Raw genomic sequence first — 13,285 nt, 5'->3', positions numbered from 1 at the left:
TCTTTGTACTTATTTTACATTTTATGAAGAGGCAACCTAATTTCAACTGTTGTTCCTTTATATTCTTTACTTGTAAATGTTATTGTCCCCTTATGCAGACTTATAATCTTAAAGCATAACATTAACCCTAAACCAGTCCCTTTCTCTTTATTACTAAAAAAAGGTTCCCCTAATTTTTTAAGACGTTCCTCATTTATTCCAACACCATTATCGATGATTTTTATCAATACATTTGACTTCTCTTTAATGGCTTGAATGTTCACGTAACCTCCACTAGGAATGGCTTCAATACTATTTTTAATTAGGTTTACAAGCACTTGTTTGATTTGATTTATATCGCAACAAATCATAGGTATGTCCGATTCTATTTGGCTGAATATTCTAACGTTTCGCATATTTGCCTCTGATTCCATCAGTATCTCAACATCTTTTAGTATTTTTTCAAGATTACTATTCTTTATTTGAATCTCTTTTGGCTTTGCGAGATTAAGGAATTCTTTAATAATATCTTCAAGACGATTAAACTCATCATGAATAACTTCAAAGAATTCCTGTTTTATTATTCCTTGTTGTAATAGCTGAATAAGGCCTCTTATTGATGTAAGAGGATTTCTTATTTCATGGGCGACACCTGCAGCAAGTTCCCCTACAACAGTTAATTTTTCTGACTTTGAAAGCTGTTCTTCTGCTTTTCTTTTTTCTGTGATATCTCTTCCAACCACAATAATGTGCTCCGTTTCACCATTTCCACCAATTACAGGTGTACCGACACACTCCATTAAGATCCAATACCCATTGACATGCAACAAGCGAAATTCCACCTGTAAAGGAGACTTCGTTTTGCCAATCTGGTCAAATTTCATTAATAATAATGGAACGTCTTCTGGATGTACTCTATCCATTATTTTATTACTCACTACATCCTTTTTGGATAAACCAATTACTTTTTCGTTAGATGGTGATGCATACAAAGCATGTCCGTTCATGTCAAATAACATAATTGAGTCAGTCATGTTTTCTGCAATTAGGCGATATTTGTATTCACTTTCCCTCAAAGCTTTCTCGGCTTTTTTGCGTTCTGTTATATCTACACATGACCCAATGACTTCTACCACTTCTCCACTTTGTTTAATTGGACGTAAAGCAGCAAGATAAAATATCCCATTAATCATGCTCTCGTACGTAACAAGTTCTTCTCCCTCCCAAGCCCTCTGATAATATTTCGTTTTTTCCATTGCACTTTCAGAAGGAAGAAACTCGTGTAGTGCTTTTCCAACTACTTGATTAGGAATTAAACCTAGTCGGTACAGTAAATCACCATCACAAAGTGTATGAATAAATTGACCAGAGATTTTTTTATACTTAAAGATCATTCCTTGTTGCAGTCGAACAGTATCCTGAAGCTCCTTTTTTGCCATTTGGACTAGTTCTTCTGCCCACATTCGTTCGTTGATATTTTGAGAAATTCCATATTCTTTTACAATTTGCGCAATTCCTGGAAGAGCATTTTCCAATTCCTTTGCTGGTAGGGGTTTACTAAAGAAATAACCTTGTCCTTCGTTACATAGATACTGTTGCAGAAACACAAGTTGCTCCTTGGTTTCTATTCCTTCCGCGACTACATTCAAGTTCAAGTTATGTGCCATTGAAATGATCGTTTTCACAATCGTTTCATCTTTTGGATTTTTGTAAAGTTCTCGGACAAACGATTGGTCGATTTTTAATGTATCCACAGGGAATTGTTTTAAATAGTTTAATGAGCTGAATCCTGTCCCAAAGTCATCAATGCTTATGCGAACACCCAATTGCTTAAGCTGCTTTAATGTTGAAATGGTACGTTCAATATCCGCCGTCATACTTTCAGTAATCTCAAGTTCCAGATAGTGAGGTTCAAGCCCTGTTTCTTTCAGAATGGTGGCAATTGTTTTAACGAGATTGGATTGAGTGAACTGCCTGGCTGATAAATTGACAGCCATGACCGTTGAAAAACCTTTTTGATGCCATGTTTTATTTTGTTTGCATGCAGCGTACAACGCCCATTCCCCGATAGGTATAATCAATCCGGTTTCTTCAGAAACAGGAATAAAGGTTGCAGGTGATATTATTCCTCGCTCCGGGTGATTCCAGCGGATTAATGCCTCTACGCCCACTATATTACCGGTTTTCAAATTAAGTTTTGGTTGATAGTGTAATAGGAACTCTTCACGTTCAATTGCTTTATAAAGATCCGCTTCCATTTGCAATGGATTGAATTCGGTTTCATTCGAAAAGTAAAACTTATAATTGTTTTTACCTGCTTTTTTTGCTTGATACATGGCATAATCAGCATGTTTAATCAATGTCTCGACCGTCTCCCCGTCTTCGGGGAACATGCTAATACCTACACTTGAAGTAGTGAAAATGTCATAATTATTTATTTTATATGGACCGGCAAGAACATCAAGAATTCTTTGAGCCACCTTGGATGCAACATTTTTATCGGCATCTGCTAAAACCACGATAAATTCATCTCCACTTTGACGGAAAATGATATCCTTATCTTGTACGGATGACTTCAGCCGTTTGGCCACTTCTTTCAAAAGAAAGTCACCTGCATTGTGTCCCAATGTATCGTTGATCACTTTAAAACGATCTAGATCAAGCAATAACACAGCCATGATTTGTTTCTTTTCAACAGCAACCGTTAATTCTTTTAAAAGACGGGAATGCAACAAATTTCGGTTAGGCAATCCGGTTAAATAATCATGAAAGGCCATGTATTCATTGTCTTTTTCTATTTCAACTTGTTTCGTTATATCTTGCGATATACCGTATACACCATCAATTTGCCCGTTTACCATAATAGGGGTAATAGAGGTGTTTAAATGAATGAGAGAACCATTTTTGTGATGAACTGCGGTTCTGAAGTTTTGTGGTGCGCCTTTTGTCACTAACTCGAAAAGTTTTTTCACCTTTTCTCTTTCTTCTGGTGTAACCATGTCAAGATAATGCATCTTTAAAATTTCATCTGTAGTGTAGCCAGCCATTTGTTCGCGTATATTGTTACTGCTTGTATAGTAACCGTTTAAATCAAACGAGAAGACACTATTTGCATTAAATTCAATAAGGGATTGATATCGCTGTTTATTATCATTTAATTCTTTATAGACCCTCTTCTTTTCCGTAATATCTTTGCCTGCTACCATTACAGCTGGTTTTCCGTTATATGAGATTGCAACTGCATTTGTTTCTAGATCTATTACTCTTCCATCCAATGTTTTAACTTTGTAGTCCAACGAAGAAAGCTTCTCACCATTTACGAGCCTTTCCAGGCGATTTTGAAAAGTATCTACCTCTTCAGATACTATCATTTCTTGCAATTTTTTACCCAATACCTCATTCTCATGACTAGCTCCTAAGATTTTTAGTAACTCAGGGTTTGCATACAAAATTCTTCCTTCCTGATGAACAAAAACAAAGTTAGGAGAGAGGTCAATTAGTGTACGATATCGTTCTTCGCTTTCAGCTAAATTAATTGACGCTATTTTACTGTCGGTAATATCGAGAACGATACCAGTACATAAAACGACTTTTCCTTGTTGATTTTTGATGACATCGGCGCTATCTTGAACCCACCTAAGAACTCCATCTGAACGGATGATTCTGAATTCAATATCAGACGGACGGCCCGATAATAGATATTTCATGTGACTTTCAACTAAAGGCAAGTCTTCAGGAAAAATGAAATCATTCCAAAAATTAGGAATATCTTTATAATCGCATTGTATAATCCCGTATATGTTGGCAATCTCGTTAGATACCCATAGAGAATTTTTCTCCAGATCTCTGTACCATATAGGCGAGCTTACGCTATCAATTACTCTTTTAATGAATTCAATATCATTTTCATTTCTGAATAAATCAGTAATTTTAGTAATATTCATTTTCATTCTCCATTTATTAATTTATTTTTCAAAAAATAATAAATACAAAATGGCCATCCTCTAAGAGAAGTAGCCATTGTTTGAAGCAGATAAACAAATAGAGGGCTTTTCGCTACAAACGCCTAACAGTTACAGTCTTTGCTAATAATTGATTATTTTAAGGATGTAGAGATCGAATTGCTGGATATAAATCAACTGTAGGAATATCCGGCAAGCATTTAAAACCAGCTAGTCTTGCACATAATATCCGCTTTATGAAATCATTTTTTCGTTGGTCTCATGGAAGAAGGATACCTGAGTAAGAATCCAACTTCCAAAATTAAAGAACCCAAAGTAGGGAAGCGGTCTTATTCCACTAACCTTCTTTTAAATGAGGTTTTAACTATTAACACCAATAAATTTTGTATTTTCTACCTTTTCTCCTAATTGGCTATTGTTTACTTACTAGTTCCATATGTTATGTTATTAAAATTATACAAAGATGTCTTTACCTAGAATGTCAGGAATTTGAAGGAGATTAAATATCTCAAATACTTCTCTCTGTACATTTGAGATGATAACACTTGTTTGATTTGCTGCTAATGTTTGGACAAGCGTCATAAGTATGCCCATTCCAGATGAGTCAACAAAAGGAACGGCTTTAAAATCAATATTTACATTATTGTAAGTTAACATTTTAGGAATCAGTTCGTTTATAATTTCTGTCCCATCAATGTCTAAATCACCTTTTAATTCAATATGAAGATTTTCATTCTCTTCTTTTATTTTAAGTTTAAGCATTTAGGTACCATCCTTCAAATTTACTCAAAAACTACTTGCCCATTTTTATTAATGCAAGCATTGATAAAATGAGTGGTTTCTTTTATATCCCTTCTTGCACTACCAATTTTTAATATGGTCCCTTCCATTGCCTTGTTAATCTGAATACTTTGACCAGTTGGAACAGAAATAATTGTAGATACCCCACTCTCAGATCCCGTTTCATTAATTTGAATACCTTCCTTAGCATATACTTCTCCACCACGTAGAACTTTTTTAATTTCAAGTCTTCCTTCTGAATGGATTTTCGTATTAATGCAGCCTTTTCCGGTAATAGTCACATCTCCACTACAGTATAATTGACTATTTGTAGCACTTGAAATATTAATAAAGGAATTAGGTTCTGCAGGTATTTGAGTGAATTCGTATAAACTTTTTACTTTTAAAGACAGCTCATCTATTACTTCCATTGTAATAAACTCGTTTGATATTGTTAAAAAGAGGCGTTTTAACAGAATCGATACTTCCAGCCATTCTTCATCCACTAGAAATGGTTCCCCGTTTTTGAAAAGATTCAAGTAATTTTTAGCGATAGTAGAAAAACTTTTGAATTTCTTCTCAAGTAAGATGTGTAATAATGGTTTCAGCCCAGTCTTAGGAAAATCACTTAATTTAAAAGCACTAGATACCGCTAGCTGATTAATTACAGCAACCATTCTATCTAATTGTTCACTAAGAGTAGCTAATAAATAGCCCATTTCTGCGATTAATAAATTATTTTTACCAGCTGATAATTCTGACCCTATAACATTTTGATGTGCTATGATTGAATTCAATGATTCTACCTTTGCACCATTAATTGACTTGTGAACAATAATATTTCCCCTAGCTTCCACAACCATATTATCTTGAACACTTCCTAATATTGTCACGTCACCCTTGAAATGGATATTTCCAGATGAAAGATTCACATCACCTGGATGAACCATTTTTTGCAAAATAGAGGCTTTTACGAATCTTCCTCTTTGTTCAATAGAAGGGCGTCCAGCCTCCAAAGCGACAATTTTATCCTCAATCACGCTAATCCCTTGACCTGCTTTAACTTGTAATAAATTTGTTCGCTTCGCAGGTAGAGGCTCATTTGTAACAGTAACCCCAGGACGTCCAGGTACAGGAGGATGAATTATTCCTATTATTGTCCCAGGCTCTACCGAATGAATTATCCTTTGTTCTCTATAGTCCACTTTCCCTAACTCGTTTTCTTTAAAATTCTTGTCTATATCAATGTTTACTTTCATTTCTATCCATCCATCTTGACCAGGCAAAGCACTTGTTCCAGTTGCAATTTCGAAAGTGCCATTTTCAGTAGCTTCTATTGCTTTCATGATTTCTCCATTATTAAATCCATAAATAACATTAAGTGATCCCATTGCCTGTACGACTTGTTCGTATGTTAATGTATTGATAGGAAGTGTAACCTCATCTGCGCTTAATGTTATATGTTGGCTAGGTTCTATGTCACGAATTGTTCTCTTTATTTTGTACCCTGGTTCTACAACTAACAATACCCTTAGTTTGTTTGAATCAACAGAGACACTCCATTTTGTTTCTCCCTCTTCTTGGATTCCATATATGTCCACATCATCATCTTGTGAAAGAATGATAGCTTTTTCTTTTACAAGAGAACCATTTATACTGACTTCAATTCCCTCTTCTATGGTGGCACTTGGATAATGAGTTGGTGAGTTTTGTACAAAAAGTCTTCCCCCTTTGATCCAAGCAATAGCCTCATTTTCTAGGCTACTTGTTTGCTGCTGAGTCTTTGGAGAGCTTGTTGAGGATGCAATTACTTGAGTAATTTCTAGGCTTTCTGGTAATATCTCGATTGATCTTTCAAGATCTTTAATTTTTTCATATCTATCTACTTGTTGTTCTTTTTGCTTAACATTTACTGAAACATCTTGTTTAGATATTTTGACAGTAGCAAGTTTATGACCAATCCCTAGAAAACCTTTTTTTTCCTGCTCAATGATTTCTATATCCACTTCATTTTTTTGAGCATCCAGTAATTCTAATCCGATTTGAACTGCTTCTGTTACATTCTTTCCCTTTGAGATAATACTTCGCATTATTTTCACCTCCACGTATCGTAAACTAATAGAACAATTATTTAATTAAAATTGGGGAATTAAAACTCGTAATATCTGTTTTTTCCTTACTCACCTTCAATAAAACTAATGTGATATCATCTCTTTGAGGAGTATCTTCTGTAAAGTTCTGAATGGAATCTACAATCGCTGTTTCAATAGCTTTTATTTCTTTACCAAAACTTGAAAGAAGTAAGTTTTCTAATCGATTCACTCGATACATTTCCCCTTTTCCATTAGTAGCTTCTATCACACCGTCAGTATAAAAAAGAATAAAACTGTTGTTCTCTAGCTGAATAGACTCTTCAGGATATTCTTGATTGGGTAAACCGCCAATCATGACCCCTTTTGTTTTAGGAAGACTCTGTACTTTATCAGAAGAACGGACGACTATAGGTAGATTATGTCCAGCATTTGCGAATGTTAGTATTTTAGCTATCGGATCCCAGTCAGCACAAAATACTGTTACAAACGATCCAAGCGACCTTAGATCTTTAAACATTACCTTATTCATTTCAGCTAATGTGTCACCTGGACCATTCGTTATTTCTGCTACACTTCTGAATACCCCGCGGGTTAAAATCATTAACATTGCAGCTGGTATTCCTTTCCCCATTACATCTCCAATAACGATTCTAATTTTGCCGTTGGGCAAGTAACTGAAATCATAATAATCTCCACCAATTAAACGGGCTGGAATAGATATTCCAGAGACCTCACCATCTTCGAAAGAAGGTGTTTCTCCATTCAACAATTTCATTTGAATATTCCGTGCAAGGTTAATTTCACGTTTCAATACTTTTTCTTCTTCAGCCGTATTGACTAAAGTAAATTCTTTTTGAAACATAAGATTTACCCCTCCATTTGTAAAGCTTCAATGATTTCAAAAACACCGATCATATTAAATAAATCCTCATTTTCTTCACTAATACCGACTAGTTCAACTTTAAATTGCATTTCGCTTGCTTTGTGAGCCAAGTTTATGATAGCCCCAATGCCAGTAGAATCAATAAACTCTAAACTCTCAAAATTAATTATTACTCTATTTGTCCCATCTTTTATTGAATGAACTTTTTCTATAAACGAATCCATTGTCGAATAATCCAATAAACCCGAAACATGGAGTGTGCAAACATTATCTTGCTCTTCTTTTAATACATTGATATCCATTTTGCTCACTCCTTGTCACTTCTGATGTTCTTCTTCATCCATTCTTGTGTCTAATTCAAATTGTTTCATACTATTAAATAGTTTTTTAGAAACTGTGGACAGGGAAACAGACTGGTTTTGTAAGGAAGTTAATATATTAGCTAACGATATTGTCATTTCTGTTGCAGAATTGGTACCTTTTTTTACATATTGACGGATTTCTTCAATGTGTGCCAGTATTACCTTAGCTTTTTCATCTTTACTATCTTGTAAAATAGTTATTATTTGTGTGATAGAGTATTCTAGATCCTCTGTTATTTCTCTAGCACCAGAAGTAGTTTGCATAGATATCGTATAAATTTCCTCAACTGATTTAGTAGCTTCAGCTTCTAAAATATATGCAAGTTTTTGCGTGTGATTAGCTTGTTGTAATGTCTCGCTCATAACATTATTAAGCGTAATTGCCATTTTGTTAGTAGTTTTCGATAGATCATCTAATTCTCCACCGCCATTGACGGTACTTTGCACCGTAAAATCACCTTTTTCTAGTGATTTAATTTGTTTTATAATTTTTTCAATATTTCGATATATACCACTAAAGAAACGTGTAGATACAAAAAACAATACAATAAGTGATAAGAAACCAAAGATAATTAAAATTAGTGAGTGATTTTTAAGAGGAGCGCTCATTTTCTCGTAATCTAGTGCTATAAAAATAACGCGTCCTTCATCATAAGGAATAAAAATTTTATAAATCTTTTCCCCTTTTACATCTTGGAGATAGGATGTTTTTTCAGGGTGTTCTATCATTCGAATAATTGCCTTTTCATCATTGGTGTAATTATATTTTCCATACACCACTTTCTCTAGAGGAGGATAGATTTTTTCTGCTAAACTTGGATCTGCATATACCCTTGGATTTAAAACAGCAATTTCTTTCGCATATTCATTTTCTTTTAATAGATTCTCAATCCATACATGAGGTCCAACTTTCTCAGTATACTGATATACCTCATTTGCCTCTATAAATATACTGATAATATAATCCGTTCCTGGTTTATGATAATAGGCGTACTTGAAAAATTCTGGTTTATCCCTTGAGCCAGCTTGTGCAGTATAAAGAACAACCGTATTATCATTAATATAACTCGTGATTCCAAAATTCTCAGGCTTTACTTCATTTAGTAATTGATGTAAAGTAGCATCACCTTCTTTACTCAAACCTTCTAATGAAAAACCAATTTCTTCCGGTTCAGATGATTTGAAGACGGTGACTTTATCATTTTCCTTCGCAAATATCGAAATTCCAGTTATGTTCATATCTTTACTAATTTCTTGCAAAACCTGATTTGTGATATCAATCTCTTTATTTGGTAATCGCTCGCTAATTCGCTGTGAAATACTTTCAATTTTATAATCAATTTGTTGTTCGATTGCTCTCTCAGCTAAATCCGTACTTTTAATGCCTTGTTCTATACTTTGACTAATCATCTGTGCTTCATTTTCAACATTCAATTTTACCTCTTGATATAAGAAGTAAAATTGAATGAGACCAGAGACGGTTGCTATACTTACTACCACTAAGAGCATTTTAATAATAAATTGTTGTTTTAATGTCTTATTCTTTGTCATGAGCTAACTCCTTCAAACTTTTGATTAAACATCGTTCGGAGTGTTAATTTATCAACTTTACCTTGGATAAGAGGTATTTCTAAAATTACTTCTATATAATCTGGGACTTTGTATCCTGCGATTTGCTTTTGGCAATACCCATATAACTCTTGTACATTTTCTTTACCTTCTAAAACGACATATGCAACAACTTGTTCACCAAATACTCGATGGGGTACTCCAAATACAACAGCTTGTTTTACATGTTCATTACTCAATAGTACTTTCTCAATTTCACCTGGGATAACTTGTTGTCCGCCTTTTTTTATTATTTCTTTTTTTCTTCCTATTATTGAAATTTTATTAGAATCGGACTCTCGTACTATGTCCCCCGTTAAAAACCAACCATCTGTATCATAAGCCATTTTTGTTAATTCTGGGTTTTGGTAGTAATGTGAAAAAGCCGCTGGCGATTTTAACAAAAGTTCATTTTCACTTAATTTATATTGAATACCCTCACCTACGGTAAACTCAATTTTTTCTCTCAAATTACAATACATAGCTCCCCCAATCTCAGAGCTTCCATACATACCGATAAATTCACAAGTATCCATATTCATAAACTGATCAACAATTCCATCCGTCATCATTTCTCCAGTCAAAGAAACAATTTCTAGATTTTTCAGTACTTGGGGATTAAGAACGTTGGCAGCTTGATAAATAGACTTAAAAATTGAAGGAGTACTTAATATCTTATTACACTTTTTCTTTTCCAATAACTTAACAATTCCTTGTAGATCATACCGATCAGGAAATACAATCTGTGCCCCGCTATATATACCACTAAGTAAAGCACATATACCAAAAACTGAGTTTGGGGGTGCATTAAGAAAAATTCGATCTCCATGCTGCATTTTATTCACATTCATAATAAATTCAAGTGAAAATTGTAGGGTTTCAGCACTAACAACAATACCTTTAGGAACGCCAGTGCTCCCTGAAGAGCAACAAATAAAATCCATTTTCTCTGCATTGAATATTCTATTTGATCCAGCAAATTCTTTTGTTTTCCAATTTATATAATCGTCTGTCCTGAAAATCTTCGTATTTTTCTCACTCTTATCAGCCCATAAAGAAAAAGTATCAATAAAAGAAAACCCATCTACTTCATCCACTGTAAATACATAATGAGGGTCAAGCGACTCAAGAACTGCGGTTAAATCTTCTTTACGAAATTGGGAACTAAGTGGCACTATTGTTCCTCCAAGCTGATTAATTGCTAAAACAAGCGATAAGTACGAAAAAACATGAGGAATCAACAACCCGATTTTCTTCCCCGTTAAATCTTCGTGCTGGAGTATATCTATATAGAGTTCCATCGATGATTTTATGTCATTGGCCGAATAATTACTTGAAAACGTAGATAATACGACCCCATCATTATTGTTTTGGAAAAATATTTCCTTAATTGTTGTCATTGTCTTCTCCTTTTGTGATGGCAAAATATATGCCCCCAACAGTTTTAAGGTCTTCTGCTAATAAAAATCGATTAAATTCAACTCCTGTAACCTCTGCTAATTGAATGAATAAATTAACTAATTTTAAAGAATCTATACCTAAATCGTCTTGAAATTTAGACTCTTTTTTAATATTGTCAATAGGAACATGTGCTATTTCTGAAATATGCTTAGCAACGATTTCAAATGCAATTTTCATTGTTCTCCCCCAAGTTTAACCATTTCTTTGAAATTTCCCGGACTTCATGAAGTTTATTATTACAGCAATGACCTTCTTCCGCATATTCAACAAGGTGTTTGGGTTCTGGAAGACTTATAAATAACTTATAAATGTCATCATCTGTTACCATTACATCTTTATTTCCATGAAAAAGGAGGACGGATTTACATTCGGTTACTTCAATTAAATTAGGTAATATATTCGTAGGTTTTTCCGTTACATATTCCAATCGTTCTTCAAAATAACCTGGTATTGATGCTTTATTCGCAATAGGTGGACTGACAGCTATTGATTTAAAGACCAACGGATGTTTACTACCATGAATTGCCCATGCAGCACCTGAGCTTGTCCCAAATAAGCTAATCTCTAAATTAGGAAAACTTAAATGAGCATAATTTATAATTTCATTAAGAAAGAGATGCCAAAGATTGTTGGTAGCTATTACATTGTTGAGTATGAATGACTCCCCTTGCCCAGGACCATCAAAACTGATCGTGATAAATCCTAATTTAAGAAAATGTTCTTCATACGTGTACAGTTCTTCTTTACTGGAGTCAATAGGGTTAATGATTAACATACAACCTTTGTAATAAGTTGGTATTCGTACTCTACCAACACAATAATGGCCTTCTACGGATACTTTCACTATTTTAGTATGCACATCGGATATATAATCAGCTTTTTTGAAAAATTCAATGGATTGTTTGTAAAATCCAATTTTTTCTTCACAACGATTCGGATAAATCCATTGCATGAGATTGTAATAGAGACCAGCCTTTCGATAATATTGTTCTGCCTGTATAAACTGGTAATTAGCACGAGAAAGGAGGGCTTTATTCTCATATGAAAATGCACATTGTTGAAAATAATTTATCCAATCATCAATTTCAAAAAATTGATTTTTACCTTTATTAATATCTTCAAGGTCAATTCCATGAGCTATCCATCTCTCCCAAAAACCATCAAATAACCTGGCTGTCATAATTGTTTTTTGTATGGTCATTTCTTGGTTCAAGTTTGTTTTCAACATTCTCATTTTCTCCTTTTAATATCAGGATTAGGGTAGACCCACTTGTTGAAGTTTCTAAAACGAGTTGATCCGCCATTTTTAACATCAAATTAAAACCTTGACCCATTGATTTTTTTGTTGAATATCCTGCCATTAAAGTAGTTTGAGGCAGGATTTTAAGTGGAAATCCTTTACCAGTGTCTTCAATAATAACCCGTAATGTGCTTGTTATTTCATCCTGGTAAATAAGTAGCTTTCCATATTCAGCATGCTTTAGCACGTTAGTTACAGCTTCAGAAACGATTAACTTATAACTCATCATTTTTGAGGGTTTTAGATTTACCCGTTCAAAAACTTCTGTTGCGGCGTTTCTAGCTAAAGGGATATCTTCTCTTTGCTTAATTTCTGCTTCACATAAGAGTTTGCCAGACTTATATCGAATAAGATCAGTTTTTTCAACCAAAAGGAAATGACCTTGCGAAGCAGAATATATGACATCTCGGTAAACATTCCATATCTCTTTTGATTCGGAGTATGCTTTTTCCTGTAAATCTTTCTCTGTTTGCACTTCCCTTATTACACGAGATAATACTTTGGTATATGCCGGGGAGAGATTTAATTGTTTAATTTCTTCCTCTATTAATGAATCATTCTGAATCCATAAAGTTGCAGATTGGGCTAATTGCAAGATAGTTTCTGCTTCAGGCTCAATGTGTTCTTGGTAATCTTTTTGAATAAATGGTTTTAAGAAAAAAAGATCTATTTGCTCCTCATTCACACTTAGATTTTTAGCCATTTGGTAGGCAATCCATCCTGTAATTGTGCTCTTTTTCACATTCTCAAATGATGAAAATTCTTCAAGTTTTGGGTATACCGTTTGGAGAGAACTATCGTTTGGTTTAGGGACTTTGCGAAGAAATTTTGAAATTGAATTTTTCAATTCCCCCCGT

At 34.1% G+C, this 13,285-nt stretch carries 10 protein-coding genes; all 10 read right to left on the bottom strand.

Annotated elements, in window-relative coordinates:
• Positions 1 to 14 precede the first annotated feature (14 nt).
• Positions 15 to 3,923, bottom strand: a complete 3,909-nt coding sequence (locus PGC35_RS07375) for a PAS domain S-box protein (RefSeq protein WP_375218720.1) — start codon at positions 3,921 to 3,923, stop codon at positions 15 to 17.
• Between the two features lie 471 nt (positions 3,924 to 4,394).
• The gene (locus PGC35_RS07370) at positions 4,395 to 4,703 is read right to left on the bottom strand and encodes an STAS domain-containing protein (protein WP_375218719.1); all 309 of its coding nucleotides are present in this window, start codon (positions 4,701 to 4,703) and stop codon (positions 4,395 to 4,397) included.
• A gap of 20 nt (positions 4,704 to 4,723) precedes the next feature.
• Positions 4,724 to 6,811, bottom strand: a complete 2,088-nt coding sequence (locus PGC35_RS07365) for a flagellar assembly protein A (RefSeq protein ID WP_375218718.1) — start codon at positions 6,809 to 6,811, stop codon at positions 4,724 to 4,726.
• A gap of 37 nt (positions 6,812 to 6,848) precedes the next feature.
• On the bottom strand, positions 6,849 to 7,676 hold the full coding sequence (locus PGC35_RS07360; protein WP_375218717.1) for a PP2C family protein-serine/threonine phosphatase: 828 nt from the start codon (positions 7,674 to 7,676) through the stop codon (positions 6,849 to 6,851).
• A 5-nt stretch (positions 7,677 to 7,681) separates the two neighbouring features.
• Positions 7,682 to 7,999 carry an STAS domain-containing protein gene (locus PGC35_RS07355; protein ID WP_375218716.1) on the bottom strand — a complete coding sequence of 106 codons (318 nt, stop codon included), beginning with the start codon at positions 7,997 to 7,999 and terminating at the stop codon, positions 7,682 to 7,684.
• Positions 8,000 to 8,014: 15 nt separating this feature from the next.
• Positions 8,015 to 9,610 carry a methyl-accepting chemotaxis protein gene (locus tag PGC35_RS07350; protein ID WP_375218715.1) on the bottom strand — a complete coding sequence of 532 codons (1,596 nt, stop codon included), beginning with the start codon at positions 9,608 to 9,610 and terminating at the stop codon, positions 8,015 to 8,017.
• Positions 9,607 to 11,067 (bottom strand): class I adenylate-forming enzyme family protein, encoded by a 1,461-nt coding sequence (locus PGC35_RS07345; RefSeq protein WP_375218714.1) that lies wholly within the window; start codon positions 11,065 to 11,067, stop codon positions 9,607 to 9,609. The genes PGC35_RS07350 and PGC35_RS07345 overlap by 4 nt, the downstream gene beginning before the upstream one ends.
• Entirely contained in the window at positions 11,054 to 11,305 is a 252-nt protein-coding gene (locus tag PGC35_RS07340; RefSeq protein WP_375218713.1) for an acyl carrier protein, read from the bottom strand. Before PGC35_RS07340 ends, PGC35_RS07345 begins: the two co-directional genes overlap by 14 nt.
• A complete protein-coding gene (locus PGC35_RS07335) occupies positions 11,289 to 12,356 on the bottom strand; it encodes an alpha/beta hydrolase family protein (protein ID WP_375218712.1) in 1,068 nt (355 codons plus the stop codon). The genes PGC35_RS07340 and PGC35_RS07335 overlap by 17 nt, the downstream gene beginning before the upstream one ends.
• Positions 12,289 to 13,275, bottom strand: coding sequence for an ATP-binding protein (locus PGC35_RS07330; protein ID WP_375218711.1), 987 nt, complete (start codon positions 13,273 to 13,275; stop codon positions 12,289 to 12,291). Before PGC35_RS07330 ends, PGC35_RS07335 begins: the two co-directional genes overlap by 68 nt.
• Between the last annotated feature and the right edge of the window lie 10 nt (positions 13,276 to 13,285).

It is taken from the genome of Psychrobacillus sp. PGGUH221, from assembly GCF_042055255.1.
Classification (GTDB): domain Bacteria; phylum Bacillota; class Bacilli; order Bacillales_A; family Planococcaceae; genus Psychrobacillus.
The sequence above is the reverse complement of the archived record's forward strand: the minus strand, read 5'-3'. Positions and strand labels throughout refer to the sequence as shown.

What these genes read in the sequence shown, in the direction of transcription:
- PGC35_RS07375 (WP_375218720.1), bottom strand. Translation starts at nt 3,923, where the DNA reads ATGAATATTACTAAAATTACTGATTTATTCAGAAATGAAAATGATATT.
- PGC35_RS07370 (WP_375218719.1), bottom strand. Translation starts at nt 4,703, where the DNA reads ATGCTTAAACTTAAAATAAAAGAAGAGAATGAAAATCTTCATATTGAA.
- PGC35_RS07365 (WP_375218718.1), bottom strand. Translation starts at nt 6,811, where the DNA reads ATGCGAAGTATTATCTCAAAGGGAAAGAATGTAACAGAAGCAGTTCAA.
- PGC35_RS07360 (WP_375218717.1), bottom strand. Translation starts at nt 7,676, where the DNA reads ATGTTTCAAAAAGAATTTACTTTAGTCAATACGGCTGAAGAAGAAAAA.
- PGC35_RS07355 (WP_375218716.1), bottom strand. Translation starts at nt 7,999, where the DNA reads ATGGATATCAATGTATTAAAAGAAGAGCAAGATAATGTTTGCACACTC.
- PGC35_RS07350 (WP_375218715.1), bottom strand. Translation starts at nt 9,610, where the DNA reads ATGACAAAGAATAAGACATTAAAACAACAATTTATTATTAAAATGCTC.
- PGC35_RS07345 (WP_375218714.1), bottom strand. Translation starts at nt 11,067, where the DNA reads ATGACAACAATTAAGGAAATATTTTTCCAAAACAATAATGATGGGGTC.
- PGC35_RS07340 (WP_375218713.1), bottom strand. Translation starts at nt 11,305, where the DNA reads ATGAAAATTGCATTTGAAATCGTTGCTAAGCATATTTCAGAAATAGCA.
- PGC35_RS07335 (WP_375218712.1), bottom strand. Translation starts at nt 12,356, where the DNA reads ATGTTGAAAACAAACTTGAACCAAGAAATGACCATACAAAAAACAATT.